The following is a 25606-nucleotide window of genomic DNA, read 5'->3' on the forward strand; positions in this document are numbered from 1 at the left end:
GATCTTCGATATCGATCGAAGATATGTTCAATTTAAAATCAGAAAACGAACAATCGATCAATATCGGAGAAATATTCCGGCGATCATGCGGTTATACTCCCTCCCGACACAAGGAGAGGCCATGACCGCGAACGATGCAGCCGCCGGTGCGATCCTTCGGATCGACCTCGATGCGATCATCGACAATTACCGCCTGATCCAGCAACGGGCGGCGCCCGCCGAGGTCGCCGCCGTGGTCAAGGCCGACGCCTATGGACTGGGCGCGGCGCGGGTCGCGGCGGCGTTGCGGGACGCCGGCTGCCGGCGGTTCTTCGTCGCCCATCTCGTCGAGGCGGCCCGGCTGCGCGAGGCGATCGGCGACGGCGTCGAGATCGTCGTCCTCAACGGCCTCCAGCCCGGCGCCGAGACGGCCTGCGCCGAACTGGGCGCGGTGCCGGTGCTCAACGCGCTCGACCAGATCGAGCGCTGGGCGGCACTGGCGCGCGCGTCGGGCGCCCGCCTGCCGTGCATGATCCAATGCGACACCGGCATGTCGCGGCTCGGTCTCTCACCCGGCGAGGTCCGGGCATTGATCGACCGGCCCGAGCGGCTCGACGGCCTCGACATCCGTCTTATCATGAGCCACCTGGCCTGCGCCGACGAGCCCGAACGAGCATCCAACCAGCATCAGGCGCAGGCGTTCGACGCCTTCTGCGCGCGGTTTCCCGGCATCCCCCGGTCGCTCGACAATAGCGGCGGCGCGCTGCTGCCGCGCGCCCATCATTATGACGTCGTCCGGGCCGGCATCGCGCTCTACGGCGGCGCGCCCCAGACCGGTCCGAACCCGATGCGCCCGGTCGTCACGCTCGACGCCCGCGTCATCCAGCTCCGCACGGTCGAGCCGGGAACGGCGGTCGGCTATGGCCTGACGCATCGGTTCGACCGGCCGGCGCGGCTCGCCACGCTGTCGGTTGGCTATGCCGATGGCTGGCCGCGTTCGCTCGGCAACCGGGGCGCGGCCTATGTCGCGGGCCATCGCGCCCCGATCGTCGGTCGCATCTCGATGGACAGCCTGACGATCGACGTGTCCGACATTCCAGAGGAGCTCCTCCTTCCGGGGAGCCTGATCGAGCTGATCGGCCCCCATCAGTCGATCGACGACGTCGCGCGCGACGCCGGGACCATCTCCTACGAGATATTGACCCAGCTCGGCCATCGCTATGCGCGGAGCTACCTCCCCTCTCCTTCCCTCCATCAGCGAAAGGCAGCGCAGGCATGAAGGTCGTCATCCTCGGCGCCGGGGTGATCGGCGTCACCTCGGCATGGTATCTGGCCCGCGCGGGGCATGAGGTCGTCGTCGTCGACCGGCAGGACGGCCCCGCGCTCGAAACCAGCTTCGCCAATGCGGGCGAGATCTCGCCCGGCTATGCGTCGCCATGGGCCGCGCCGGGGATTCCGGCCAAGGCGCTACGCTGGCTGTTCATGCGCCACGCGCCGCTGATCGTCCGCCCGGGCTTCGACCCGGCGATGGTGCGCTGGCTGGTGGCCATGCTCGGCAACTGCACCGCCCGCGCCTATCGCGTGAACAAGGGCCGCATGGTCCGGCTCGCCGAGTTCAGCCGCGACCGGCTGATCGAGCTGCGCCAGGAGACCGGCATCCGCTACGACGAACGCAGCCAGGGGACGCTCCAGCTCTTCCGGCGCGAGAAGGACCTGGCGGGCGTCGCCAAGGACATCGAGGTGCTGAAGGCCGACGGGGTTCCCTTCGAGCTGCTCGACGCGGCGGGCTGCATCGCCGCCGAACCCGGCCTCGCCAACAGCGCCTCGCCGATCGCGGGCGGGCTGCGGCTGCCGAACGACGAGACCGGCGATTGCTTCAAGTTCACCAATGCCCTCGCCGAGCTGGCCAAGGCGGAGGGCGTCCGCTTCGTCCTCGGGCGACGGATCGACGCGATCGTGGCGTCGGAGAACCGGATCGCCCATGTCCGGACCGACCGGGGCGACATCAGCGGCGACGCCTATCTGGTCGCGCTGGGCAGCCATTCGCCGCTGCTGCTGTCGCCGCTCGGAATCCGGCTGCCGGTCTATCCGGTCAAGGGCTATTCGATCACCGTGCCGATCGTCGATCCGGCGCGGGCACCGGTGTCGACCCTGCTCGACGAAAGCTTCAAGGTCGCGATCACCCGGCTGGGGGACCGCATCCGGGTCGGCGGCATGGCCGAGATCTCGGGCTATTCGAACGACCTGCCGCCCGCGCGGCGCGCCACGCTCGACCATTGCGTGGGATCGCTCTTTCCCGATGCCGGCGACCTGTCGCAGGCGAGCTTCTGGACGGGTCTGCGGCCGATGACGCCGGACGGCACCCCGGTCATCGGCGCGACCGGCTATCGCAACCTCTTCCTCAACACAGGCCATGGCACATTGGGCTGGACGATGGCATGCGGCTCCGGCCACGTCATCGCCGACATCATCGGCGGCAAGCGGCCGGCGATCGAGACCGGCGATCTCGCGATCGACCGCTACTGACAGAGACCAACGAAGGAGAATGAGAATGACCATCGAACGCATCGACCAGGGCCCCCGCATGAGCCAGGCCGTGGTCCATGGCGACACCGTCTACCTGGCCGGCCAGGTCGGCGCGCCGGGCGCGAGCGTGACCGAGCAGACCAGGACGGTGCTGGCCCAGGTCGAAAGCCTGCTCGCGCGCACCGGGAGCAGCAAGAACCACCTGCTGAACGCGACGATCTGGCTGGCCGACATGGCCGACTTCGCCGAGATGAACGCCGTCTGGGACGCCTGGATCGCCGACGCCCCGGCCCCCGCCCGCGCCACCGGCGAGGCCAAGCTCGCGACCCCCGACTATAAGGTCGAGATCATCATCATCGCCGCCAAGGCGTAAGACGGGACATCCGGCCGGCCGCGGGGAACCGCGCCGGCCGGCTCCGCGAAACCGGCCAGAACGGTTCACGATCCAGTCCCACCGGATCAGTTGCTCCAGATCATTGTTTTAACGCCCTGCCCGGCACCTCGGCCGCGTTGATCTTCAGGGTTAAAGCAACTAGCCTCGCGGCGTTGAAGAGGACGGGGCGAGACGATGGTTCCGTGGATAACGAACGACGGGGCAATGGACATCGAAGCAATGCTCCGCGGCGGCCGTCCCCGTTCCTGTCCGGCGGTCGAGCGATGACGGCGATCGGCCTGCCGGACGCATCGGGCACCCGTTTCACGGACTATCTCGAAACCCATTCCCTTCCGAGCGACCAGGCCGATACGCGGGCCGCGCGCGACGGCAGCGTCCTCGCGACGCTGGTCACCCATTCGCCGGTCGAAGGAGGATGGTTTCGGCCGATCGACGATCTGGTGATCAGCATCGTCATGCAATCCTGCCATTCGGACGTCGTGCGCGACATCGGATGGGGCCGCAGCAGCTTCGTCGAGGCGCCCGGCTGCATCCTCGTCACGCCGCCCGGCTGCAAATCCTACTGGACCTTCGGCGGCAATCCGCTCGTCCTGCACTTCAGCATCGCCCGCGAACGGCTCGAAGCGCTGGGGCTGGATTGGGATTCGAGCCTGTCCGATGCCGGCGCCGGCCATCTCAACGCGCCGCTCTACGATCGCCTGGTCAGCGAGCTGGCGTCGCGGATCTGGTCGGTGCTCGAACAGCCGGCGCCGCTCGGCGAGCGCTTCGTCGATCACGCCGTGGCGACGATGCTGACCGTGCTGCTGGGCGGGCATGTCGAGGACCGGCCGGCGTCGCCGTCCCGCGGCGGATCGGGCCTGCCCGCCTGGCGGATGAAGAAGGTCCGCTCGCTCGTCGCCGAGCGGCCCGGGCTCGACCTGTCGATCGAGGAGCTGGCGAGCAGCACCGGGCTGTCGGCGGACCATTTCGTCAAGGCCTTCTCGACGACGATGGGGCAGACGCCGCACCAATGGCTGAGCAGCCTGCGGATCGAGGAAGCCAAGAAGCTGCTGCGCCAGACCGATCAGCCGCTGACCGAGATCGCCCTCGACCTCGGCTTCTCGTCGTCGGCGCATTTCTCCAGCCGGTTCAAGCAGCTGGTGGGGATGCCGCCCAGTGCCTGGCGCGCCACCTTCCGGTCGTAACGGCCATCAACCGAAGCGCTTCGAGAGTCCTTCGAGCATCGCGACGTCCATGACCGCGACGACATCGTCGTCGGGGCCCAGGAACTCCGAAGGCCCCGCGCAGACCATCAGCAGCTCGACGCCCTCGGGAAACAGCAGCTCGTCGTGCAGCGCCCCCTTGTGCTCGGCGATATAGTCGCCCTCGCGGAAGGCGCCGGTCTGATTGTGCACGCCGCGCCCCTTGACGATGTAGATCTCGGCGCTCTCGATATGCCGGTGCCGGGGCAGCAGCCCGCCCGGCGCCGAGCGGACCATGACGCTGAACGCGCCGGTTTCGGGCACCGTCCTGATCACCCTTATGTCGACTCCCTGCGCCAGGGGGAGCCAGGGCAGTTCGTCGCAATGAACCGTCGCGCCGCCACTCGATGTCATCACCGTCTCCTCGCCCATGCGTCAGAACTGATATTTGAAGCCCAGCGCCCATTCGCGCGGCCGGGCATATTGGCCCTCGATCTCGCCGATGTTGTATTGGGCGAGCCCCGAGACGAGATAGGTCCTGTCGAGCAGGTTGCGGCCGGACAGCGAGACCGACCAGCCGGCCGTCGACGCCAGCGTCAGCGCGCCGTTCACCAGCGTATAGCCCTTTTGCCGCAGCAGGCGTTCGTTGGCGCTATCGAGATATTGGGCCGAGCGATAGGACCAGTCGACATTGGGCCGCAGCGACAGGCTGCCGGTCAGCGGAACGTCGAAGCCGGCCGAACCGCCGAATTGCCAACGCGAGGTGCTGGGCAACCGGCTGCCGAGGCGGATGCCCGAGACGATCGCGCGCGGGGTCAGCCGGTCGTAGCCGGCGTCGAGATAGCTGGCGAAGCCGGTGAGCGTGACGCCGCGGACCGGGCGCCAGCCCAGTTCGAGCTCGGCGCCGTTCAGGGTGGCGTCGCCGCCGTTGGTGAGCGTCGGCGCGGGGCCGTCGACCACCGAGATCTGCAGGTCCTTATATTTGGCATGGAAGGCGGCGGCGCTGATCGTCAGGCTGCGGTCGAAGGCGGTGGCCTTCAGCCCGGCCTCGTAGGAATCGACATATTCGGGCCGGAAGGAGGGAATGGTCGGCGTTCCCGGCGCCAGTCGCTGTTCGTAGCCGCCGCTCTTGTACCCGCGCGAATAGGAGACATAGGTCATCAGGTCGGACGACCAGTCGTAGGACAGGTTGGCGTGCGGCGTGAACTCGGTGAACGCGAGGTTCGGGGTGCTGCCGGTCACGAACGGGATCGGCGTCGCGCGCAGGTCGACGAAGGTCCGCGACACCGGATCGGCGATGACGCCGATGATCTGCTGGTTGGCGAGCGTGTCGTACTTCTTGCGTTCGTCGGTGTAGCGCAGGCCGAGGGTCAGGTTGAGCGCCGGCGTGATCCGGTAGGTTCCCTGCGCGAAACCGGCGATCGCATCGGTCTTGAAGCCGCCACCCGACCGGAAGATCACCTGCGGAAAGGCGACGACGTTCAGCGCGTCCCCGGTCTCGTGCATGTAGAAGGCGCCGAGCACCCAATCGAGCGAGCCGGTCTTGCCCAGCAGCTGGAATTCCTGCGTGAACTGCTTCTGGTCCTGGTCGTTCTTGGTTTCGATGCCCGGATTGGGCGTATGATCGCTGTTGCTCGTCCAGAAGGCGTCGAGCGTGCGATAGGCGGTGATCGACTTGAAGCTGAGCTCGGGGCTCAGGGTCCATTCGAGACGGCCGCTCACGCCCCGGATGTCGATCCGGGAAGCGTTGCCGAACGGGCGGCTGCCCTGGCTGTCGAAGATCGCGTTGTCGGTCGAATAGCCGCCGAGCGTCCGGAACGGGCCGAGGATGGCGCCCTGGTCGATGCAGCGCGGATTGCCGCTGTCGGCGAGCACGCTTCCGCCGAAGCAGCCCGCCTGGAGGTTCGATATCTCCTGGATCGAGCTTGGCACCGGCGTGCCCGGAATGGTCGGCACCAGGCCGAGCAGCACCGAGGGCGGCGCACTCTCGCGGATGCGCGTCATGTCGGCGTTGACGTCGATCTTCAGCATGTCGCTCGCCTGCCATTCGGCGACGAACCGCGCGGCCTCGCGATGGATGTTGCCGTTCGCCTTGTCACCGTCGAGATTCCGGACATAGCCGTCCCGGCGCTCGCGCATGCCGGACAGGCTCGTGCGCAGCGTGTCCGACAGCGGGACGTCGAGCGACGCCCGGATGTCGGCGCGGTCGTAGCGCCCGGTCTTCAGCTCGACCGAGCCCGAGAGGCGATCGGCCGGCCGGCGGCTGCGGATCAGGATCGCGCCGCCCAGGCTGTTCCGGCCGAACAAGGTTCCCTGCGGACCGCGCAGCACCTGCACCGAATCCACCGACACCAGGTCGAGCACGCTGCCGACGCTGCGCGCGATATAGACATCGTCGACATAGAGGCCGACGCCGGGTTCGGTGCCGAGGCTGGTTTCGGCCGAGCCGATGCCGCGGATGAACACCGACGGCGTCGACGCCCCGGTGCCGGTCGGCGCGCCGGTCTGGTAGGTCATGTTGGGAATGGCTTCGCCAACCTGCGCGACGGAATCGATCTGCCGGCGTTCGAGCGTGGCGGCGGATACCGCAGAGACGGCGATCGGCACGCTTTGCAGCGTTTCCTCGCGCCGCCGCGCCGTGACGATGATGTCGGCGCCTTCGGGCTCTGCCTGAACCCCGGCATCGGCCGTCGCCGCGACCGCCGGCATCCCCCCGAAGAACGCCGCGCCGCTTAGCGCCAGCGCGATGATCGCGACGCGGTTGCTCCTGTCAGCCATTGCTGCCTCCCTTTGTTTTCCCTGGGCAGCCATGTTCGCGATGGGCGGCGCGGACGCTTTCAGATTTGCGGCGCCATCATCAGAATATCGCGGGGACCGTCGGGCTCGCCACGGTCAGGCGAGCGCGGCGACCGCGGCGAGGCCGATGGCGATCGCCGGCAGCGCATGGAGATGTTCGCGCGCGCGAACCAGCGTCGCGATCGCCGCCAGCATGATCGCGGCCGCCAGCATCAGGCCCCATGGGCGGGTCGCCTCGATCGGGATGAGGATGGCCGAAAGCGCTTCGAGCAGCGCCGTCACGAACCGGAAGCCGGCGGGATAGCCCCAGCGCGCATAGGCCGCGCGGATGCCGGCGGGACCGGCCAGGTTGACGGCGACGCCGGTGGCCATGACGAACGCCACTGCATATCCCAGCACGGCCTGAACGCTGTCGGTCGGAAACGGCATCGGAACCTCGTCGAAAAGTGATCGGGAGCGCCGCCGTGGCCTTATCCGCGCCGGAGGCCGCGCTTCTATCGGGATCCTGCGAAAAGATCGGCTCGCCGCCGCAGGATTTCGAAAGCCGGCGTCGCGCAGCCGGGACAGACTGACGCAACCGAGCGAGGGAGTTCCAGGTGGCGGGAAGGATCAGCATCTTCATCGAATTCGAACTGACCGGCGACGTCGGCGCGTTCGAAAGCATCTTCCGGGAGATCGTCGACCTGAACCGGCAGGCCGGCAGCGATTTCACCTATGATTTCTTTCGGGACCCGGCCGAGCCCGAGCGTATCTTCGCGCTGGAGAGCCATGCCGACGCCGGGGCGCTGGGCGCCCATTTCGAGCGGAGCTTCCCGCTCCTGCAAAAGGCCTGGGCGTGCGCGCGGCCGGTCCAGACGCGCATCCTCGGCGACCTGCCGGCGCCGATGGCGGAGCGGATGCGGCAGAATGGCGTGACCGTGGTGCCGTGGTGGATGGGCCGTTGAGCGGCCCGATCATTTTCGCAGGAACATAGAATCCCTCTCCGCCGGGGCGCCCTAATCGAAGGGGACTTCGCGGCCATGTCCCGCAGCGACCGAGAGAGCCGGCGAAGGTGATGGGAGTCCGAGAGAGCGATGTCGAACAACGAGCCGGCCAAACCAAATCAGCTACGCAACGCCAATCGCCTGAAGCTGGGCGTTTTCGGCACCAACGGGAACGGCGCGGCCTTCACCCACCATCCCGATCGGTTCCGGTGCAGCTGGGACGCCAATGTCCGGCTGGCCCGGACGGCCGACAGGCTCGGGCTGGAAGCCTTCGTCTCCGCGGCGCGCTGGAAGGCGTTCGGCGGGGACGGCCATTATTCCGGCGACCTGATGGAGACCTTCTCCTGGGCGGGCGGCATCGCGGCCGTCACCGAGCGGATCAGCGTGATCAGCACCCTGCACGTGACGCTGGTCCATCCCGTGTTCGCCGCCAAGGCGGCCGCCTCGGTCGACCTGATCTCGGGCGGCCGCGCCGGGCTCAACCTCGTCTGCGGCTGGTATCCCGCCGAGATGGACCTGTTCGGAGTGCAGCTGAAGCAGCATGCCGATCGCTATGCGCTGGCCGACGAATGGGTCGACATCTTCAACCGGCTGTGGACCGGGACCGAGAGCTTCGATTTCGACGGGGATTATTTCCGGATCAGGGGCGGCATCAACCAGCCGCGTCCGGTGCAGCCGCGCCCCTTCTTCATGAACGCCGGCGGCTCGCCGCGCGGCCAGGCGTTCGCGGGCCAGAATTGCGACGTGGCGTTCATCATCCCGCAGAACCCGGACCCCGCCTTCGTCAAGACGCAGGTCGACCAGTATCGCAGCATGGCGCGGGAGAAATATGGGCGCGAGATCCAGGTCTGGATGTCGGCCTATGTCGTGCAGCGCGATACCGCCGCCGAGGCGCAGGACTATGCGCATGCCTATATCGTCGAGCAGGGCGACGACCCGGCGGTCGAGCATCTGATCCGGGAGAACATCCCCAACGCCCAGGCCATGCCCGACGGCGCGATCGCCCATATGTCCTATGCCTTCAAGGCCGGATATGGCGGCTATCCGCTGGTCGGAACGGCCGAGGATATCGCGGGGCGGATCGAGGCGCTTTCGACGGCGGGCGTCGACGGCATCCTGATGACCTGGCTCGATTATGAGGACGGCCTGGCGCGCCTGGCGCAAGGAGTGCTGCCGCGCCTCGAAGCCGCCGGCCTGCGCGCTGCGGCGGACAAGGCCTGAGCGCGGGGGAAGCGCCCCGAAAAGCGTTGACAGGCCATGTTTATTTTAGACACATAATGATCCGAGCGGGGCGGGAAAGCGAAGCCTGTCGCACGGGCCGGTCTTTCCCCCGCCGCCGGAGATGGAGGCCGACCGTTTGTTCGACCTGTTTCACTCTGAAGCCTTTTCGGAACTTCCGCTGACCTTCGCCCAGGGCCGCCACGGATGCGCGCCCAACCTCAGCGCCGCGCCCTGGGGGCGGGCGCATGATCTCGGCTACATCTTCTACTATCCCACCTATTTCGCGCAGGCGCGCATCGAGCTGCGGCACCACCTGATCGGCATCGAATATGAGCCGGGCGTGGTGCGCGTCCAGCTCGGCTCGGGGCTGTCGCTCGACCGGATCGTCAAGTCGCGCTCCTTCTACTTCGTCCCTGCCGGCTCGACGATCGAGGTGCGCAAGGAGAATGCGTGCGAATATGTCCTGATCACCCTCGATCCCGAACGCAGCGCCTCGCTGCTGCCCGAGCTCGAAGCGTTCGGGATGCTGGAGAATGTCATCGACGACCGGATCAGCGACGCCGCCTTCCGCTTCCGGCGGGACCTGCTGCGCGACGGCGCGGCGGACGATTCCGTCCAGGAACTCGTCCGCACCGTCATCGACGTCCTGCGGCGCGGGCCCGGCGACATCGGCGCGGGTTCGGAGCGGGTCCGCATCTCCTCGCTGCGGCTCAAGCGCGCGCTCGACTATATCGGCCGCCATTATTCGAAGAAGATCTCGGTCGAGGAGATCGCCGCCGCGGTCGGCGGCATCAGCGCCTTCCACTTCGCCCATGTGTTCCGGTCGTCGTTGGGGCAGGCGCCGCACCAATATGTGCTCGAACACAAGCTGCACCGCGCCAGGACCTTGCTGATCGAAACCCAGGGCGACATCGCCGGGATCGCCTATGCGGTCGGCTTCTCCAGCCAGGCGCACATGACCGAGGCCTTCAGCCGACGCATGGGGGTGACGCCCGCGCAGTTGCGCCGCGCGGCGGAGATGCTGATGCCGGGGAGAAGCGCGACCAGCCTCGCCTTCGCCGGGCCGCACGGCATGGCCTGACGCGCGGGAAGGACGTCAGTCCGGCCATCGCCCGCTCGGCGCCATGCCGAGCCGCGCCCGGCAGCTCGCGGCCGCTCGCCGCACCATCCCGCCGATGTCGCGAAGATCGGCGCCGGCGATGACGCCGTCCTCCATGACGACATGGCCGTTGACGAGCACCGTCCGGGCGTCCCGGCCGCTGCCGCCATAGACGAGGTCGGGCACCGGATTGCCGAACGGCTCGGGCCACCAGTGCGGGTTGCCCGTGTCGAAGATGACGAGGTCGGCGGCCTTGCCGGCCTCGATCGAGCCGATCCGGTCCTGCCAGCCGATCGCCCTGGCGGCCGAGATCGTCGCCATCTCGAAGACCCGGTGCGGGTTCATGATCAGCGGATCGCGGCGGCTTTCCTTGTGGATGCCGGCGGTGAGCTGCATGATCCGCACCATGTCCATGAAGCGGCTGATCGCCGCGGCGTCGGTCCCCAGCACGACATTGGCCCCGGCCGCGGCCAGGTCCGCGATCACCCCGTGAACCGCCCAGCCATTGCCCCCGACCAGGCTCGCGGCCGGGCAATGGGCGATGTTGGTGCCCGAACGGGCGAGCAGCTCGACATCGCCCTCGGGCAACCAGCCGATATGGGCGAGGATCATCCGCGGCCCCAGCAGGCCGAGCCGTTCGAGACGCTCGACATCGGCATTGCGCGCCGCCTCGGGCTCGCCCGGGGGTGCCCGCCGGCCGATGAGGTGCGAGACGATCGTCGTGTCCCGCGCCGCCGCGCGATCGCGCACGAAGGCGGCGGCGCGATCGCTGACGACGGGCGGCAGATCGATATCGTAACCGGCGCGCAGCAGGCCGCCGCCGGCGCCATGGAAGCGCTCGACGGTCTCTTCGGCGAGGTTCATCGCGCGTTCGCTGTCTTCGGTGACGCCGCCGAACGGGCCGGGAACGTCCGCCATCTTGCGGGTGACGATGCCACGCAGGCCGAGGTCGAGGGCGGCGCGCGCGATCGCCGAGGGGCGCGGCCCGGCCGCATCGACGAAACAGGTGGTGCCGAGCCGGATCATCTCGACGAAGGTCCCGAGCGAGGAGGCATAAGCCTCCTCCTCGGTCAGCCCGTCCTCATAGGGGATCACCCGGTCGCGCAGGCGGACCATCTGGGGCGTGTCGTCGCACAGCCCCTTGATCAGATAGTCGACCGGATGGTTGTGCGCATCGATCAGGCCCGGCGTGACCAGCCCGTCCGGCGCGTCGATGGTCCGCCCGGCCCGATGCCCTCGCAGGATCGCGTCGCGGGGCCCGACCGCGACGATGTCGCCGCCCCTGACGGCGATCGCGCCATCGTGGATGATCCTTCGCTCCGCATCGACGGTGACGATGCAGCCGGCCGTGATCAGGAGGTCGACCTCCCCTGCCCCTTCGGTCTCGCCCATTACCCTCTCCTCCGGGTCAGAAATTATAGCCCAGGCGGACGCCATAGGTGCGCGGCGGGCGCAGGATCGCGGAGGCTGTCGGGACCGCGGCATAGGTGACGAGATAGGTCTGGCCCTTCACCGTCTTGTCGCCGACATTGTTGACGAAGCCGGCGACGGTGAACCGGTCCGACGGGTCGTGATAGGTGAGTTGAAGGTCGCCGAGCAGATAGCCGTCCTGATATTCCTGATCGAGGAATTCGAGCGAGGTCAGGGTGCGGCTCTGATAATGCGCGCGACCGTCGAAGACGATCTTCGCCCCGCTGCCCAGCTCGAAGGTCTGGGTCAGGCCCAAGTTGATCGACCAGGCCGGCGACTGCGGCGGCCGGAAGCCCGAACAATCGACCGAGAAGCCGGTGGCGATCGGCGACACCGCGCAGCCGGTCTGGGGCGTGCCGCCCGCCGCCGGGGTGGTGTAGACGAACCGATCATATTTCGCCGACAGATACTGGATGTCGGCGTTGAGCAGCGTCGTCGGCGTGAGCAGGTACTGGATGTCGGCCTCGACGCCCTTCAACGTCGACCGGCCGATATTCTCGGTCGGGAAGATCAGCGCATTGGCCGAGTCCACGCCGAGATGGCTGATCTGCTGGTCCTTGTACTTCCAGTAGAAGGCTTCGAGATTGACCTGGAGGCGGTTGCCGAAGAAGCGGTTCTTCGAGCCGATCGTCCAGGCGCGGATCGTCTCGGGCCGATAGATGCCGGCGTCGCGCGTGGCGTAGAAGCCGCCCGACTTGTACCCCGTCTCATAGCTCACATAGAGCAGGCTGCCCGGCGTCACGGTCCAGTCGGCGCCGGCGCGCCAGGTGACCTTGTTGAAGCTCTTCGACTTGTCTTGCGCGACCAGCGTGCCGAACTGGCCGACCTGGAACGGGAAGGCACCGAAGGAGGTGAAGTCCGGCACGACGCTCGTGTCGGGAAGGACGGTCACCGTGGGCGGCACGATCGTGTTCGGGAAGGGGACGGCCTGCCCCTGGCACTGGGCGAAGCCGGCGAGGCAGACCCGGGTGAGCGCGAGCGTCTGGCCCGAATATTTCTTGCGCTCATGGGTGTAGCGCAGCCCGCCGGTCAGGTGGACGTCGGGCGTGACCGCATAGGTCAGCCGCCCGAACGCCGCCGCGCTGGTCGTGCCGTAGCGCTGGTCGAACTGGTCGACGAAGCCGAACTGGTTGTTGATGATGTTGTACGGGTCCCTGCCCCGCTCGCGGAAATAATAGCCGCCGACCAGGGCCTGGACCGGCAGGCTGTCGGGCGACGCATAGCGCGCCTCGAGCGTCTGCTGGCGGAACTTCTCCTTCTGGAGGATGAAGAAGCCGATATTGCCGGTGACGTAATCGAGCTTCGAGCTGCGATAGGCCGGGATGATCGTGAAGGTACCGAAATCGGTCGCGTAGTTGATCCGGGCGTTGACGCCCCAATATGTGTTGTCCTGGTACTGGATGTTCGGCAGCGGGCTGAAGGTCGTTCCGCCCACCACATGTTGCAGGCCCGCATAATAGGCGTCGGCCTGCGGCGAGAAATTGCCGTAGCGCTTGTCGATGCCGGTCGGGACGAGCGTGCCGCCCGGCCCCTTGCCGCCCTGGTGGAAATAGTCGGTGCCGATCAGGATGCTGAGTTCGGACGTCGGCTCGTAGCGTAGCTGGAGGCGGCCGCCATATTCCTTCTGGTCGTCGGTGCCGTCCTTCATATAGCCGTCGTGGCGGTTGTAGATCCCGGTCAGGCGGACGGCGAGGTCGGGCGCCAGCGGCGCGTTGATCGCCCCTTCGAGGTTGACGGCATCGTAATTGCCGTAGCTGGCATTGGCATGGCCGCCCCATTCGAACTGGGGCTGACGGGGCAGGACGTTGATCGCGCCGCCGGTGGCATTGCGTCCGTAGAGCGTTCCCTGCGGCCCCTTCAGCACCTCGACGCGTTCGAGGTCGTAGAAGAAGCCCGAGGTCGAGGACGGGCGCGCGACATAGACGCCGTCATAGTTGAAGGCGATCGCCGACTCGGTCAGCGCGTTGCCGGTGAAGTTGCCGACGCCGCGAATGTAGAAATTGGCATAGGCGCCGTTGCCGTTCGAAACCTGGAGCGACGGCACCAGCGCCGTGAGCTGCGCGGGATTGACCACGCCCGCGCTCCGAAGGGTGTCGCCGCCGACCGAGGCGATCGCGATCGCCGCCTTCTGGAGATTCTCCGATTTGCGCTGCGCGGTGACGACGATCTCGGCGAGTCCTTCGGACGCGCCGTCGGCCGCCGCGACGCTCCCGCCCGACGGCATGTCGCCGGCCTGCCCGGCCCAGAGCTGGCCGGAGCCGAGGGCCGCCGCCAACGCGAAGAGCGACGCTCTTTCCATCACCTTCATCAAAGCTTCCCCTTCTCCATCTTCTGCATTCCGCAAGGGGGGCCGTCGATCGCGTTGCCGGGTCTCTCGATCGAGAAAATGCCCGTCGTCGACTCGTCCTCCCCTCGCCTAGCTGGCCGGCGGGGCGGCGGATTGTCTTTCAGGAATCTGCTGACAAGCGAGCCAGCGCCGCCGGTCTCTCCCCGAGTTGACAGTCGAGCCGTCAATATTTTAGGTCTATAACAAATAGGCGAGATCGAGAGATGGGGACGGACGGCTACGATCGGTATCGCGAGGAGGTGATCGGCCGCGCCAATGTCGCCGACACCGCCGAACTCGTTGATTTCTACCATGATCTGGAGGCGCAGCACGCCGGCGCGCTGTGGACCGTCGCCAACAAGATCGAGCCATGGGAGCCCGCCACCGAGTCGGTGCCGATCGTCTGGCGCTATGATCGGCTGCGCGGCCACGTCCTGCGCGCGCTCGACCTCGTCACGCCCGAACAGGCGGGCCGCCGGGTCGTCTACCTGGCCAATCCCGGCCGGCGGGACGTGACGGCGGCGGTCGGCTGGCTCTATTCGGGCATCCAGGTGATGGGGCCTGGCGAGGTGGCGTCCAGCCACCGCCACTCGGCCTCGGCGCTGCGCTTCATCATGGAAGGCTCGGGCGCCTTCACCAATGTCGACGGGCACAAGATGACCCTCGGCCGCAACGATTTCGTGCTGACGCCGAACGGGACCTGGCACGAGCATGGCGTGTCGGAGGACGGCACCGTCTGCACCTGGCAGGACGGCCTCGACATCCCGCTGATGAACGCGCTCGACGCCAATTTCTACGAGGTGCACCCGGAGCTTCAGCAGAAGGTCGGCTTCCCGATCGACGATTCCACCGCGACCTGGGGCAATGCCGCGCTGAGACCGGCCGGCGAGACATGGTCGAAGCGCTATTCGCCGCTGCTGAAATATGAATGGGAGCCGACCTACGAGGCGCTGTGCCGCTATGCCCGCGTCACCGAGGGCTCACCCTATGACGGCCTCCACATGGACTATGTGAACCCCCATACGGGCGGTCCGCCGATGACGACGATGGGCGCGTCGATGCAGATGCTGCGTCCCGGCCAGCACACCAAGGCGCATCGGGAGGTCGGCTCCTTCGTCTATCAATGCGCCAAGGGCAGCGGCCATTCGATCGTCGGCGGACAGCGGCTCGACTGGAAGGAGCGCGACATCTTCGTGGTCCCGTCCTGGATGTGGCACGAGCATGTCAACGGCTCCGACCGCGAGGATGCCTGCCTCTTCTCCTTCCACGACCTGCCCGTGATGCGGGCGCTCGGCCTCTATCGCGTCGAGGGATTGACCATCAACGACGGCTATCAGCCGCTCATCGCCGCCTGATCGGCCCCCGGAAAGGATTGCCATGCGTCTCGTCACCTATCGCGCCTCGATCGAAAGCGAAGCCCGGCTCGGCGTGCTGGTCGGCGACCTCGTCGTCGACGTGGCCGCCCTCGGTGCCCGCGCCCAGGTGCCGATGCCGTCGCGGATGCTCGACTTCATCGATCTCGGCCCCGTCGCGCTGGCCGAGCTCGGGCTGCTGATCGAGGAGGCGAAGGGCCGCTGGCCGGTCGGCGGCGCGCTGCCGCTGTCGAACGTGACGCTGCTGGCGCCCATTCCGCGGCCGCGCAAGAACATCTTCGGCATCGGCCTGAACTATGTCGAGCATGTCGCCGAGAGCGCCCGGTCGCTCGACACCTCGCAGGACCTGCCGAAGCAGCCGGTCATCTTCTCCAAGCCGCCGACCACGGTCATCGGACCGGGTGATCCCGTCGTCCATCGCGGCGACATCACCCGGCAGCTCGACTGGGAGGTCGAGCTCGCCTGCGTGATCGGCCGCACCGCGCGCCGCGTGCCGACCGAGGAGGCGCTGAACCATGTGTTCGGCTACACCGTCTGCATCGACATGAGCGCGCGCGACAACCGCCGCGCCGGCCAGTGGATCTATTCCAAGGGGCAGGACAGCTATGCGCCGCTGGGCCCCTGCATCGTCACCGCCGACGAGATACCCGATCCTCAGACCCTCGACCTGTGGCTGACCGTCAACGGCGTCGAGAAGCAGCGTTCGAACACGAAGCACATGCTCTTCAAGGTCGATGACCTGATCTCCGACATCAGCCAGGGCATCACGCTCGAACCGGGCGACATCATCGCGACCGGAACCCCGGCGGGCGTCGGCGCCGGCCGCGATCCGCAGGAATGGGTGTGGCCGGGCGACGTCATCGAGGCCGAGGTCGTCGGCATCGGCAGGCTTCGGCATCCAATCGTCGCGGGCTGAGGCGAGCGCCCCGGTTCAGGCCGCGATGGCCGACCGCATGTCGTCGGGCCAGGGAAGCGCCCTGCCCGCGTCCAGGTCCATGCAGACCAGGGTGACGCTCATCGAGATGCGGACATCGGCTCCGCAGCGCACCGCGACCGAAAGCCCCAGCGAGCTGCGGCCGACCGCCGTGACCCGAAGCTCGAAGTCGAGCAGATCGCCGAGCCGGCTCGGCGCGGCGAAGTCCGTTTCGAGGCGGACGGTCGGCACGCCGAGGCGCCGCTGGCCGTGCATCTCGGCGAAGCCGACGCCGACGACCTCGGCGAAATAATCCTCGACCGCCGCGTTGAGCATCTCGAAATAGCGCGGATAGAAGACGATGCCGGCGGCGTCGACATGCGCGAAGCGCACCTGTTGCCGAGAGACGAAGGTCAATCTTTCCTCCTCATGACGCATGGCCCTTCCGGCAAAAGGGCCCCGCATCCCTGTCGGAAGGCGGGGCCGCTCCTGTCCCGAGGGGAGGACCGCGAAAGGCTCAGAAGGCGGCGATATCGGTGATCGCGCGCCCCAGGATCAGGGCGTGGACGTCGTGGGCGCCTTCATAGGTGTTGACGGTTTCGAGGTTCATCATGTGGCGGATCACCTGATATTCCTCGGAAATGCCGTTGCCGCCGTGCATGTCGCGCGCCTGGCGGGCGATATCGAGCGCCTTGCCGACATTGTTGCGCTTGACGATCGAGACCATCTCCGGCGCGAAGCGGCCCTCATCCATCAGCCGGCCCACGCGCAGCGACGCCTGCAAGCCGAGCGAGATGTCGGTGAGCATGTCGGCGAGCTTCTTCTGGTAGAGCTGGGTCGCGGCGAGCGGACGGCCGAACTGCTTGCGGTCGAGGCCATATTGGCGCGCGGCGTGGAAGCAGAACTCGGCCGCGCCGAGCGCGCCCCAGCTGATGCCGTAGCGAGCGCGGTTGAGGCAGCCGAACGGACCCTTGAGGCCCTGGACGTTGGGCAGGAGCGCGTCCTCCCCCACCTCGACATCGTCGAGATTGATCATGCCGGTGATCGACGCGCGCAGCGACAGCTTGCCCTCGATCTTCGGCGCCGACAGGCCCTTCGCGCCCTTTTCGAGGACGAAGCCGCGAATCTGGCCGTCATGCGCGTCCGACTTCGCCCAGACGACGAACACGTCGGCGATCGGGGCGTTCGATATCCAGGTCTTGTTGCCGCTGAGGCGATAGCCGCCCTCGGTCTTGACGGCGCGGGTGCGCATGCCGCCCGGATCGGAGCCGGCGTCGGGCTCGGTCAGCCCGAAGCAGCCGATCCATTCGCCCGATGCGAGCTTCGGAAGGTAGCGGCGCTTCTGCTCCTCCGAGCCATAGGCGTAGATCGGGTACATCACGAGGCTCGACTGCACCGACATCATCGAGCGATAGCCCGAGTCCACCCGCTCGACCTCGCGCGCGACCAGGCCATAGGCGACATAGGAAGCTCCGGCCCCGCCGAACTCGTCGGGAACGGTCACGCCGAGCAGGCCCTGCGCGCCCATCTCCCGGAAGATATCGGGATCAGTATGCTCGTCGGCATAGGCCTTGATCACGCGCGGCTGCAGCCGTTCCTGCGCATAGGCATGGGCGGCGTCGCGGATCATCCGCTCGTCGTCGGTCAACTGGTCGTCGAGCTGGAACGGATCGGCCCAGTCGAAACGGCTCATCTGGCTCATTGCTCAATCCTCGGAATATATCGTCAGTCGGGAACGACGGCGGTGGTCTCGATCTCGATCAGTGCCTCGTCTTCCATCAGCGCGACCACCTGGACGACCGCCATGGTAGGAAAGACCTTGCCCATGATCGAGCGATAGATTTCACCGATCCGGCGCAACTCGCGCAGATAGTCCTGCTTGTCGGTGACGTACCAGGTCATCCGGACGACATGTTCGGGCCCGGCGCCGCCTTCGGCGAGCAGCGCGACGAGGTTGCGCAATATCTGTTCGAACTGGCCCGGAAGGTCCTTGGCGACGAACCTCTCCTCCTCGTTCCAACCGATCAGGCCGGCGACATAGATCGTCCGTCCACGCACCTCGATCGCGTTGGCATATCCCTTGGGGCGCGGCCAACCTTCGGGTTGCAATATCCTCATGCTTTTCCCCCCTGCGCTTCGGCTATCGCCGCGCGCGCGATCACGACTTTCTGAACTTCGCTGGCGCCCTCGTAGATGCGCAGCGCCCGGATCTCTCGATAGAGCCGCTCGACCATGTTGCCGCGCACCACGCCGGCGCCGCCGAACAGCTGGACCGCCTTGTCGATGGTGAGCTGCGCGGTGTCGGTGGCGTGGAGCTTGGCCATGGCGGCCTCGCGGGTGATGCGCGGCTGGCCCTGGTCCTTGGCCCAGGCCGCGCGATAGATGAGCAGCGCGCTGCTGTCGTTGCCGAGCGCCATGTCGGCCAGCGCCGCCTGGGTGAGCTGCAGGTCGGACAGCGGCGCGCCGAACAGCTCCCGCGAGGTGGCGCGGCCGAGCGCCTCGTCGGTCGCGCGCCGCGCGAAGCCGAGCGCCGCCGCGCCGACCGTCGAGCGCAGCATGTCGAGCGTCGCCATCGCGACCTTGAACCCCTGCCCCGCCTCGCCGAGGAGATGGTCGTCGGGGACGAAGCACTCGTCGAAGCGGATGGTGGCGAGCGGGTGCGGCGCGATCACGTCGATCCGCTCGGTGATCGAGAACCCCTTGGTGGCCGTCGGAAAGGCGAAGGCCGAGATGCCGCGCGCGCCGGGAGCCTCGCCGCTGCGGGCGAAGACGGTCAGCAGGTCGGCGATCGTCCCGTTCGAGATCCAGGTCTTCTCGCCGTTGATGATCCAGCCGCCCTCGACGCGGCGGGCGCTGGTCGTCATCGCCGCGACGTCCGAGCCCGCTTCCTTCTCCGACAGGGCGAAGCCCGCGATCATCTCGCCGGCCGCGACCTTCGGAAGATAGGCCTGCTTTATCGCCTCCGCCCCGAACAGGCTGATCGCGCCGGTGCCCAGCCCCTGCATCGCGAAGACGAAGTCGGCGAGACCCGAATGATAGGCGAGGATCTGCCGCGACAGGCACAGCGTGCGGACGTCGACCGGGCTGTTGAGCCCGCCATAGTTGCTGGGAACCGTCGCGCGCAGGAAATCCGCCTGGCCGAGCAGCCGGACGAGATGCCGGCAGTCGGCGTCGACATCGGCCCCCTCGGCGTGAAGCTCATCGGCATGGGCCTGGCACCAGGCTTCGAGGTCGGCGGCATAGCCGCGGTGCCGACGCTCGAAGAACGGCCATGACAAATAGGTCTGGTCGGCCATGTCAGTCTCCCGCGAAGGTCGGCCGCTGCTTGGCGACGAAGGCGTGGTAGGCGCGCTCGAAATCGCGGGTCTGCATGCAGATCGCCTGGGCCTGGGCTTCGGCTTCGATCGCGGTCTCGATCGGCATCGCCCATTCCATGTCGAGCTGGTTCTTGGTCATGCCATGGGCGAAGGTCGGCCCGTTCGCCAGCATCGCGGCATAGGCGGCGGCCTCGCCCTGGAGGGCGTCGGCGTCGACCACCCGGTTGAAGAAACCCCAGCGCTCCCCTTCCTCGGCCGAGAAGGAACGGCCGCTGAACAGCAGGTCGGCGGCGCGGCCATGGCCGATGATCCGCGGCAGGATGGCGCAGGCCCCCATGTCCGCACCGGCGAGGCCGACGCGGGTGAACAGGAAGGCCGTCTTGGCGGCCGGCGTGCCGAAACGGATGTCGGAGGCCATGGCAAGGATCGCGCCTGCGCCCGCGCACACGCCGTCGACCGCCGCGATGATCGGCTGCGGGCAGTTGCGCATCGCCTTGACGAGATCGCCCGTCATCCGGGTGAAGGCGAGCAGGCCGGTCATGTCCATCCCGGTCAGCGGGCCGATGATCTCGTGCACGTCGCCGCCCGAGCAGAAATTGCCCCCCGCGCCGGTGATCACCACCGCCTTGACGTCGGGCGCGTAGACGAGGTCGCGGAACATGTCGCGCAGCTCGGCATAGGACTCGAAGGTCAGCGGATTCTTCCGCTCGGGCCGGTTCAGCGTCACCGTGGCGACCTTGTCGGCGAAAGCGAAGGCGAAATGCTTCGGCGCGAAGCTGCCGGGATCAAACATCGACATGGTCCTTCTTCACATGATCTCGCCGCCGGCGACGACGATCGCCTGTCCGGTCACTGATCGCGCCGCGTCTGACGACAGCCAGAGCACGGTGCCGAGGATCTCGGCCGGATCGATCAGCCGGCCTTGCGGATTGGCGCCGGTGAACGTCGCCATCGCGTCGGCCTCGCTCCGGCCCGTCCTGGCGACGATATTGGCGACGGCGTCGTGGACGATGTCGGTGTCGGCATAGCCGGGGCAGACCGCGTTGACGGTGATCGCGGTGCCGACCAGTTCCAGGGCCAGCGCCCGCGTCATCCCCAGCAGCGCATGCTTGGTCGCGGTATAGGCGCTGACATAGGCATAGCCCTTGAGCGACGCGGTCGACGCGATGTTGACGATCCGCGCGGCGGGCAAGGCGCGCATGGCCGGAAGCACCGCCCGGCTGGTGTGGACGGCCCCCATCACATTGGTCCGCCACAGCCTGTCCCACACCGCGTCCGGGCTTTTCCCGAAGGGCGCCGTCTCGACGATCCCGGCGCCGTTCACCAGCAGGCCGACCGGGCCGTGGCGCTCGATCGCCTGCTCCACGGCGGCCGTGACCGCCGCCTCGTCGCCGACGTCGCAGCCGAGCGCGAGCATGCCGTCCTCGCCTCGGGCGACCGCCGCGAGACGCGCCTCGTTCCGGCCGAGGATCGTGACCTGCCAGCCGGCGTCGGCCAGGCCGAGCGCCACCGCCCGGCCGATGCCGCTGCCGCCGCCCGTCACCAGTGCATGCCGGCGGCCGGTCGTCACTTGACGACCGCCATCTGGCCGGCGCGGCTCGCGTTCAGCTTCGCCTGGAAATAGCCGCTCTTGTACTGGACCGGGACGGGAGCGTCGTCGATCTGCTGGGCCGCCGCCGCGTGGATCGTCCAGTTCGGGTCCATCTGGTGCGGGCGTCCCATCGCGCAGAGATCGGCGCGGCCGGCGGCGATGATCGAGTTGACATGGTCGATCTCCCAGATGTTGCCGACCGCCATCGTCGCGACGCCGAGCTCGTTGCGGATCTGGTCGGAGAAGGGCACCTGGAACATGCGACCGTAGACCGGCTTCTCGGCCTTGGCGACCTGCCCCGAGGAGACGTCGACCAGGTCGACGCCGGCCTCCTTGAAGGCGCGGGCGATCTCGACCGCCTCGTCGGGGGTGACGCCGTCGTCGCCGACCCAGTCATGCGCCGAGATGCGTACCGACATCGGCTTTTCGGCGGGCCATGCCGCCCGCATCGCGCGGAATATTTCGAGCGGGTAGCGCAGCCGGTTCTCCAGACTGCCGCCATAGTCGTCGGTCCGCTTGTTCTGGGTCGGGCTGATGAAGCCCGACAGCAGGTAGCCATGGCCGCAATGGAACTCGACCATGTCGAACCCGGCGGCTTCGGCCCGCCGCGTGGCGTCGACGAACTGGTCGCGAATGGCGTCCATGGCGGCGCGGTCGAGCGCGACCGGCACCTGGTTCTCGGGCGAATAGGCGACGTCCGACGGGGCGACGACAGGCCAGTTGCCGACCTCGAGCGGCTTGTCGATCCCCTCCCAGGCGACGCGGGTCGAGCCCTTCGATCCGCTATGGCCGATCTGCATGCAGATCCGGGCGCCGGGGGTGCGGTGGACGAAATCGGTGATCCGTCGCCAGCCCTCGACCTGCGCGTCGTTCCAGATGCCGGTGCAGCCGGGCGTGATCCGTCCCTCGGGCGAGACGCAGGTCATCTCGGTGACGATCAGGCCGGCGCCGCCCAGCGCGCGCGCGCCGTAATGGACGAGGTGGAAATCGTCGGGCACGCCGTCGATCGCCGAATACATCGCCATCGGCGACATGACGATGCGGTTGCGCATGGTCATGTCGCGCATCCTGAACGGCATGAACATCGGCGGCACGGGCCCCGTGATCGGCTGCCCGAACGCGGCCTCGGCGAGGTTCTTCTCCAGCTCGGCCAGCCAGGCGGGATCGCGCATCCGCAGATTCTCGTGGCTCACCCGCTGGCTGCGCGTCAGCAGCGTATAGGTGAACTGCATCGGGTCCATCTTCAGATAGCGGTCGAGATGCTCGAACCATTCGGTCGAGTTGCGCGCCGCGTTCTGGAGCTTGACCACTTCGAGCTGGCGCTCCTCCTGATATTCGGAGAGCGCCCCGGCGAGCGGGCCGGTCGTCGTGCCCGGCCGGTTGAGCACCTCGGCGAGCTTGATGGCGTCTTCCAGCGCCAGCTTGGTGCCCGAACCGATCGAGAAATGGGCGGTGTGCGCGGCGTCGCCGAGCAGGATGATGTTCTCGTGGCTCCACTGGCGGCAGATGATCCGCGGGAAGTTGATCCACGCCGATCCCCGGATATGGGAGGCGTTGGTCATCAGCTCGTGGCCGCCGAGATGGTCCGCGAAGATCTCCTCGCACAGGCGGCAGGTGTCCGCCTGGCTCATCTCGCCGAAGCCGGCGCGCTCATAGGTCTCGGGCGAACATTCGACGATGAACGTCGCGGTGTTGGCATCGAACTGATAGGCATGCGCCCAGATCCAGCCGAAGCGCGTGTTCTTGAAGATGAAGTTGAAGGCGTCGAAGCGCTGGTGGGTGCCGAGCCAGACGAACTTGTTGCGCTTGACGTCGATGTCGGTCTGGAAGCTGTCCTCGTAGCGGCGGCGCAGCTTGCTGTTCAGGCCGTCGGCCGCGATCACCAGGTCATGGCCCGCCAGGAAGTCGCTGTCGGGCTCGACCTCGACCTGATACTCGATCTTGACGCCGAGCTCGGCCGCCCGGTCCTGGAGGATGTTGAGCAGGCGCTTGCGGCCGATGCCGATGAAGCCGTGGCCGCCCGATCGGGTGCTGACCGTGCGGTCGCCGTCCTCGATATGGACCTCGATATCGTCCCAATGGGCGAGCTCGTCGATCATCGTCCGCGCGCTCTGCGGGTCGTTGGCCTGCAGATGCTCCATCGTCTGGTCGGAGAAGACGACGCCCCAGCCGAAGGTGTCCCCGGCCCGGTTGCGCTCGTAGATCGTGATGTCGTGCGACGGATCGCGAAGCTTCATCGAGATCGCGAAATATAGCCCGGCGGGGCCGCCACCGACGCATGCCACCTTCATGCAAGGCTCTCCATATCTGCCGTTGGGAACAGGCCTATGCCTCCCCCGAATTTATTTCAAGTATAAAATAGATTCGCTGGTCATGCCGGCTGCGGATCGTCGAAACGCTCGCCCCGCGCGGCCTTTTCGGCGAGCAGCGGGGCGACCGGCATGCCATGCGCCCGGAGCCGCTCGACGATGCGCGCGAGGCCCGTCCGTTCCGCCCAGTGCATCGGCCCGCCGAGATAGGACGGCCAGCCATAGCCGTTGACCCACACGACATCGATGTCCGACGCGCGCTGCGCGATGCCCTCGGCGAGAAGCCGGGCGCCCTCGTCGACCATCGCGTAGAGGGTGCGTTCCAGGATATCGTCGCGCGGGACGTCCCGGCGCGCCCTGCCCTGCCCCCTGGCGAAGGCGTCGATGATCGCCAGCGCCTCGGCCGACGGCGTCGCCTGCCGCGCCTCGTCATAATCATAATAGCCTTTGCCGGCCTTCTGGCCGAGGCGACCGGCCGCGCACAGCGCGTCGCGGACATTCTCGACCCGGGCGGGATCGCGGTGCCAGCCGATGTCGACACCGGCGAGATCGGACATCCGGAACGGGCCCATCGGCATGCCGAAGCCGACATGCGCCTCGTCGATGTCCCAGGGCGCGACGCCTTCGAGCAGCAGCTCGAACGCCTCGCTGCGGCGCCGCGCGAGCAGCCGGTTGCCGATGAAGCCATAGCCGTTCCCGGCGACGACCGCGATCTTGCCGATCCGCTTGGCGAGCGCCATCGCCGTCGCCAGCACCCGGGGCGAGGTCCGGGCGCCGCGAACGACCTCCAGCAGCTTCATGATGTTGGCGGGCGAGAAGAAATGGAGGCCGACGACATGATCGGGCCGGCCGGTCGCCGCGGCGATCTCGTCGATGTCCAGATAGCTGGTGTTGGTGGCGAGGATCGCGCCCGGCCGCGCGACCGCGTCGATCCGGGCGAACACCTCGCGCTTCACCGCCATCAGTTCGAACACGGCCTCGATGATCAGGTCGCAACCGCCGAGCGCGGCATAGTCGAGGGTGGTGGACAGCCGGGCCAGCGCCTGGTCGCCGGCCTCCTGGGTCATCCGGCCCTTGGCGACGCTGGCTTCGTAGGTCCGCCGGATATTGGCGAGGCCCCGGTCCAGCGCGTCGGCGCCGGTTTCGAGAAGGACGACCCGCAGCCCCTTCGACAGGAAGGCCATCGCGATCCCGGCGCCCATCGTGCCGGCGCCGATGACGCCGACCGTCTCGATGGGAAGCGGCTCGATCGAGGCGTCCAGCCCGTCGATCCGGGCGGCCCTCCGCTCGGCGAAGAAATAGTGGCGCAGCGCGGCGGACTGGTCGCCCGCGACGAGTTGGCGGAACAGCCCCCGCTCGACGGCGAGCCCCTCCGCCAATGGCAGGTCGATCGCGGCGCGAAGCGCCTCGAAACAGGCCTGCGGCGCCGTCTGGCCGCGCAGCTTGCGCGCATGGGCCTCGGCGTATCGATCGATCGCGGCGGCATCCCCCGCGACCGGCCGCTCCCCCGTTCGGGGAAGAGGCCGCCGGCCGGCAATGACCTGCGCCCAGCGATGCGCCTCCTCGATCAGCGATCCCTCGGCGCCGACATGATCGACCAGGCCGAGTTCCGCCGCCTTGCCCGCCGGGATCGGATCGCCGGAGACGATCATGTCGGTGGCCTCGGCGACGCCGACCAGCCGGGGCAGCCGCTGCGTGCCGCCGGCACCGGGGATCAGGCCCAGCTTCACCTCGGGCAGGCCGAGCCGGGCGGACGGCACCGCCACCCGATAGTGGCAGGCGAGCGCCACTTCGAGCCCGCCGCCAAGCGCGGTGCCGTGGATCGCGGCGACCACGGGCTTCGCGAGCGCCTCGATCGCGTTGCATAGGTCGGGGAGGATGGGATCGAGCGGCGGCTTGCCGAACTCGGAGATGTCCGCCCCGGCGAAGAAGGTCCGGCCCGCGCAGGCGATGACGATCGCCTCGACCTCCGGCTGCCGGGCTCCCGCTTCCAGGGCTTCCAGCAGGCCCTTGCGGACCGCATGGCCGAGCGCGTTGACCGGCGGGTTGTCGACCATGATCTCGAGGATCGCCCCCCGCAACGTTGCGGAAACGGTCATGGAATCTCCTTGTGCTTTGGCGGGCGACG

Annotated in this window: 22 protein-coding genes; 9 read left to right on the plus strand and 13 right to left on the minus strand. The window is 67.8% G+C overall.

What is annotated here, in order from left to right:
* Nucleotides 1-121 precede the first annotated feature (121 nt).
* The 4 genes from alr to HRJ34_RS06620 all read left to right on the plus strand — a co-directional run bounded on the left by alr (nucleotide 122) and on the right by HRJ34_RS06620 (nucleotide 4083).
* Nucleotides 122-1258 (plus strand): alanine racemase, encoded by a 1137-nt coding sequence (gene alr, locus HRJ34_RS06605; protein ID WP_208633657.1) that lies wholly within the window; start codon nucleotides 122-124, stop codon nucleotides 1256-1258.
* Nucleotides 1255-2505: a D-amino acid dehydrogenase gene (locus HRJ34_RS06610; RefSeq protein ID WP_208633658.1), complete on the plus strand. Its 1251-nt coding sequence runs from the start codon at nucleotides 1255-1257 to the stop codon at nucleotides 2503-2505. Before alr ends, HRJ34_RS06610 begins: the two co-directional genes overlap by 4 nt.
* Nucleotides 2506-2530: 25 nt before the next feature.
* Entirely contained in the window at nucleotides 2531-2878 is a 348-nt protein-coding gene (locus HRJ34_RS06615; RefSeq protein WP_011951656.1) for a RidA family protein, read from the plus strand.
* 284 nt (nucleotides 2879-3162) lie between these two features.
* Nucleotides 3163-4083 carry a helix-turn-helix domain-containing protein gene (locus HRJ34_RS06620; protein WP_208633659.1) on the plus strand — a complete coding sequence of 307 codons (921 nt, stop codon included), beginning with the start codon at nucleotides 3163-3165 and terminating at the stop codon, nucleotides 4081-4083.
* A 6-nt stretch (nucleotides 4084-4089) separates the two neighbouring features.
* On the opposite strand, the gene HRJ34_RS06625 is transcribed toward HRJ34_RS06620, so the two are convergent.
* The 3 genes from HRJ34_RS06625 to HRJ34_RS06635 all read right to left on the minus strand — a co-directional run bounded on the left by HRJ34_RS06625 (nucleotide 4090) and on the right by HRJ34_RS06635 (nucleotide 7305).
* On the minus strand, nucleotides 4090-4494 hold the full coding sequence (locus HRJ34_RS06625) for a cupin domain-containing protein (protein WP_011951658.1): 405 nt from the start codon (nucleotides 4492-4494) through the stop codon (nucleotides 4090-4092).
* A 21-nt stretch (nucleotides 4495-4515) separates the two neighbouring features.
* On the minus strand, nucleotides 4516-6858 hold the full coding sequence (locus tag HRJ34_RS06630; protein ID WP_208633660.1) for a TonB-dependent receptor: 2343 nt from the start codon (nucleotides 6856-6858) through the stop codon (nucleotides 4516-4518).
* A gap of 114 nt (nucleotides 6859-6972) precedes the next feature.
* Nucleotides 6973-7305 (minus strand): DoxX family protein, encoded by a 333-nt coding sequence (locus tag HRJ34_RS06635; protein ID WP_030089732.1) that lies wholly within the window; start codon nucleotides 7303-7305, stop codon nucleotides 6973-6975.
* A 167-nt stretch (nucleotides 7306-7472) separates the two neighbouring features.
* Here HRJ34_RS06635 and HRJ34_RS06640 point away from each other — a divergent pair, with 167 nt between their 5' ends.
* From HRJ34_RS06640 to HRJ34_RS06650, 3 genes are all read left to right on the plus strand, one after another.
* On the plus strand, nucleotides 7473-7820 hold the full coding sequence (locus HRJ34_RS06640) for a putative quinol monooxygenase (RefSeq protein ID WP_029994661.1): 348 nt from the start codon (nucleotides 7473-7475) through the stop codon (nucleotides 7818-7820).
* A 129-nt stretch (nucleotides 7821-7949) separates the two neighbouring features.
* Nucleotides 7950-9080 (plus strand): LLM class flavin-dependent oxidoreductase, encoded by a 1131-nt coding sequence (locus HRJ34_RS06645; protein WP_011951662.1) that lies wholly within the window; start codon nucleotides 7950-7952, stop codon nucleotides 9078-9080.
* Between the two features lie 121 nt (nucleotides 9081-9201).
* A complete protein-coding gene (locus tag HRJ34_RS06650) occupies nucleotides 9202-10161 on the plus strand; it encodes an AraC family transcriptional regulator (RefSeq protein WP_011951663.1) in 960 nt (319 codons plus the stop codon).
* Between the two features lie 15 nt (nucleotides 10162-10176).
* Here HRJ34_RS06650 and HRJ34_RS06655 read toward each other — a convergent pair whose 3' ends face one another.
* Both HRJ34_RS06655 and HRJ34_RS06660 read right to left on the minus strand, forming a co-directional pair.
* Nucleotides 10177-11571 (minus strand): amidohydrolase family protein, encoded by a 1395-nt coding sequence (locus tag HRJ34_RS06655; protein WP_011951664.1) that lies wholly within the window; start codon nucleotides 11569-11571, stop codon nucleotides 10177-10179.
* A gap of 16 nt (nucleotides 11572-11587) precedes the next feature.
* On the minus strand, nucleotides 11588-13957 hold the full coding sequence (locus HRJ34_RS06660) for a TonB-dependent receptor (RefSeq protein ID WP_208633661.1): 2370 nt from the start codon (nucleotides 13955-13957) through the stop codon (nucleotides 11588-11590).
* 242 nt (nucleotides 13958-14199) lie between these two features.
* Between HRJ34_RS06660 and HRJ34_RS06665 the strand changes: the two genes are divergently transcribed.
* A complete protein-coding gene (locus HRJ34_RS06665; RefSeq protein WP_011951666.1) occupies nucleotides 14200-15330 on the plus strand; it encodes a cupin domain-containing protein in 1131 nt (376 codons plus the stop codon).
* Between the two features lie 22 nt (nucleotides 15331-15352).
* Complete coding sequence (locus tag HRJ34_RS06670; RefSeq protein WP_011951667.1) at nucleotides 15353-16264, plus strand: fumarylacetoacetate hydrolase family protein; 912 nt, start codon at nucleotides 15353-15355, stop codon at nucleotides 16262-16264.
* Nucleotides 16265-16279: 15 nt separating this feature from the next.
* Here the strand turns inward: HRJ34_RS06670 and HRJ34_RS06675 are convergent, their stop codons facing one another.
* The 8 genes from HRJ34_RS06675 to HRJ34_RS06710 all read right to left on the minus strand — a co-directional run bounded on the left by HRJ34_RS06675 (nucleotide 16280) and on the right by HRJ34_RS06710 (nucleotide 25577).
* On the minus strand, nucleotides 16280-16678 hold the full coding sequence (locus HRJ34_RS06675) for an acyl-CoA thioesterase (protein ID WP_011951668.1): 399 nt from the start codon (nucleotides 16676-16678) through the stop codon (nucleotides 16280-16282).
* Nucleotides 16679-16778: 100 nt separating this feature from the next.
* Complete coding sequence (locus HRJ34_RS06680) at nucleotides 16779-17963, minus strand: acyl-CoA dehydrogenase (RefSeq protein WP_011951669.1); 1185 nt, start codon at nucleotides 17961-17963, stop codon at nucleotides 16779-16781.
* A gap of 23 nt (nucleotides 17964-17986) precedes the next feature.
* Entirely contained in the window at nucleotides 17987-18379 is a 393-nt protein-coding gene (locus HRJ34_RS06685; RefSeq protein ID WP_011951670.1) for a RidA family protein, read from the minus strand.
* Nucleotides 18376-19557 carry an acyl-CoA dehydrogenase family protein gene (locus HRJ34_RS06690; RefSeq protein ID WP_016744895.1) on the minus strand — a complete coding sequence of 394 codons (1182 nt, stop codon included), beginning with the start codon at nucleotides 19555-19557 and terminating at the stop codon, nucleotides 18376-18378. Before HRJ34_RS06690 ends, HRJ34_RS06685 begins: the two co-directional genes overlap by 4 nt.
* Nucleotide 19558: 1 nt before the next feature.
* Nucleotides 19559-20377: an enoyl-CoA hydratase family protein gene (locus HRJ34_RS06695; protein WP_016744894.1), complete on the minus strand. Its 819-nt coding sequence runs from the start codon at nucleotides 20375-20377 to the stop codon at nucleotides 19559-19561.
* Between the two features lie 9 nt (nucleotides 20378-20386).
* A complete protein-coding gene (locus tag HRJ34_RS06700; RefSeq protein WP_208633662.1) occupies nucleotides 20387-21148 on the minus strand; it encodes an SDR family NAD(P)-dependent oxidoreductase in 762 nt (253 codons plus the stop codon).
* Complete coding sequence (locus HRJ34_RS06705) at nucleotides 21145-23460, minus strand: bifunctional salicylyl-CoA 5-hydroxylase/oxidoreductase (protein ID WP_208633663.1); 2316 nt, start codon at nucleotides 23458-23460, stop codon at nucleotides 21145-21147. The genes HRJ34_RS06700 and HRJ34_RS06705 overlap by 4 nt, the downstream gene beginning before the upstream one ends.
* An 80-nt stretch (nucleotides 23461-23540) precedes the next feature.
* The gene (locus HRJ34_RS06710; protein ID WP_208633664.1) at nucleotides 23541-25577 is read right to left on the minus strand and encodes a 3-hydroxyacyl-CoA dehydrogenase NAD-binding domain-containing protein; all 2037 of its coding nucleotides are present in this window, start codon (nucleotides 25575-25577) and stop codon (nucleotides 23541-23543) included.
* Between the last annotated feature and the right edge of the window lie 29 nt (nucleotides 25578-25606).

The sequence above is a fragment of the Rhizorhabdus wittichii genome (assembly GCF_017607425.1).
Lineage (GTDB): Bacteria > Pseudomonadota > Alphaproteobacteria > Sphingomonadales > Sphingomonadaceae > Rhizorhabdus > Rhizorhabdus wittichii.

Excerpts from the sequence above, each read along its gene's own strand:
- HRJ34_RS06665 (WP_011951666.1), top strand. The coding sequence starts at position 14,200 with ATGGGGACGGACGGCTACGATCGGTATCGCGAGGAGGTGATCGGCCGC.
- HRJ34_RS06660 (WP_208633661.1), bottom strand. The coding sequence starts at position 13,957 with ATGAAGGTGATGGAAAGAGCGTCGCTCTTCGCGTTGGCGGCGGCCCTC.
- HRJ34_RS06680 (WP_011951669.1), bottom strand. The coding sequence starts at position 17,963 with ATGAGCCAGATGAGCCGTTTCGACTGGGCCGATCCGTTCCAGCTCGAC.
- HRJ34_RS06625 (WP_011951658.1), bottom strand. The coding sequence starts at position 4,494 with ATGACATCGAGTGGCGGCGCGACGGTTCATTGCGACGAACTGCCCTGG.
- alr (WP_208633657.1), top strand. The coding sequence starts at position 122 with ATGACCGCGAACGATGCAGCCGCCGGTGCGATCCTTCGGATCGACCTC.
- HRJ34_RS06705 (WP_208633663.1), bottom strand. The coding sequence starts at position 23,460 with ATGAAGGTGGCATGCGTCGGTGGCGGCCCCGCCGGGCTATATTTCGCG.
- HRJ34_RS06620 (WP_208633659.1), top strand. The coding sequence starts at position 3,163 with ATGACGGCGATCGGCCTGCCGGACGCATCGGGCACCCGTTTCACGGAC.
- HRJ34_RS06645 (WP_011951662.1), top strand. The coding sequence starts at position 7,950 with ATGTCGAACAACGAGCCGGCCAAACCAAATCAGCTACGCAACGCCAAT.
- HRJ34_RS06635 (WP_030089732.1), bottom strand. The coding sequence starts at position 7,305 with ATGCCGTTTCCGACCGACAGCGTTCAGGCCGTGCTGGGATATGCAGTG.
- HRJ34_RS06615 (WP_011951656.1), top strand. The coding sequence starts at position 2,531 with ATGACCATCGAACGCATCGACCAGGGCCCCCGCATGAGCCAGGCCGTG.
- HRJ34_RS06685 (WP_011951670.1), bottom strand. The coding sequence starts at position 18,379 with ATGAGGATATTGCAACCCGAAGGTTGGCCGCGCCCCAAGGGATATGCC.
- HRJ34_RS06655 (WP_011951664.1), bottom strand. The coding sequence starts at position 11,571 with ATGGGCGAGACCGAAGGGGCAGGGGAGGTCGACCTCCTGATCACGGCC.
- HRJ34_RS06695 (WP_016744894.1), bottom strand. The coding sequence starts at position 20,377 with ATGTCGATGTTTGATCCCGGCAGCTTCGCGCCGAAGCATTTCGCCTTC.
- HRJ34_RS06690 (WP_016744895.1), bottom strand. The coding sequence starts at position 19,557 with ATGGCCGACCAGACCTATTTGTCATGGCCGTTCTTCGAGCGTCGGCAC.
- HRJ34_RS06650 (WP_011951663.1), top strand. The coding sequence starts at position 9,202 with ATGGAGGCCGACCGTTTGTTCGACCTGTTTCACTCTGAAGCCTTTTCG.
- HRJ34_RS06710 (WP_208633664.1), bottom strand. The coding sequence starts at position 25,577 with ATGACCGTTTCCGCAACGTTGCGGGGGGCGATCCTCGAGATCATGGTC.
- HRJ34_RS06630 (WP_208633660.1), bottom strand. The coding sequence starts at position 6,858 with ATGGCTGACAGGAGCAACCGCGTCGCGATCATCGCGCTGGCGCTAAGC.
- HRJ34_RS06670 (WP_011951667.1), top strand. The coding sequence starts at position 15,353 with ATGCGTCTCGTCACCTATCGCGCCTCGATCGAAAGCGAAGCCCGGCTC.
- HRJ34_RS06610 (WP_208633658.1), top strand. The coding sequence starts at position 1,255 with ATGAAGGTCGTCATCCTCGGCGCCGGGGTGATCGGCGTCACCTCGGCA.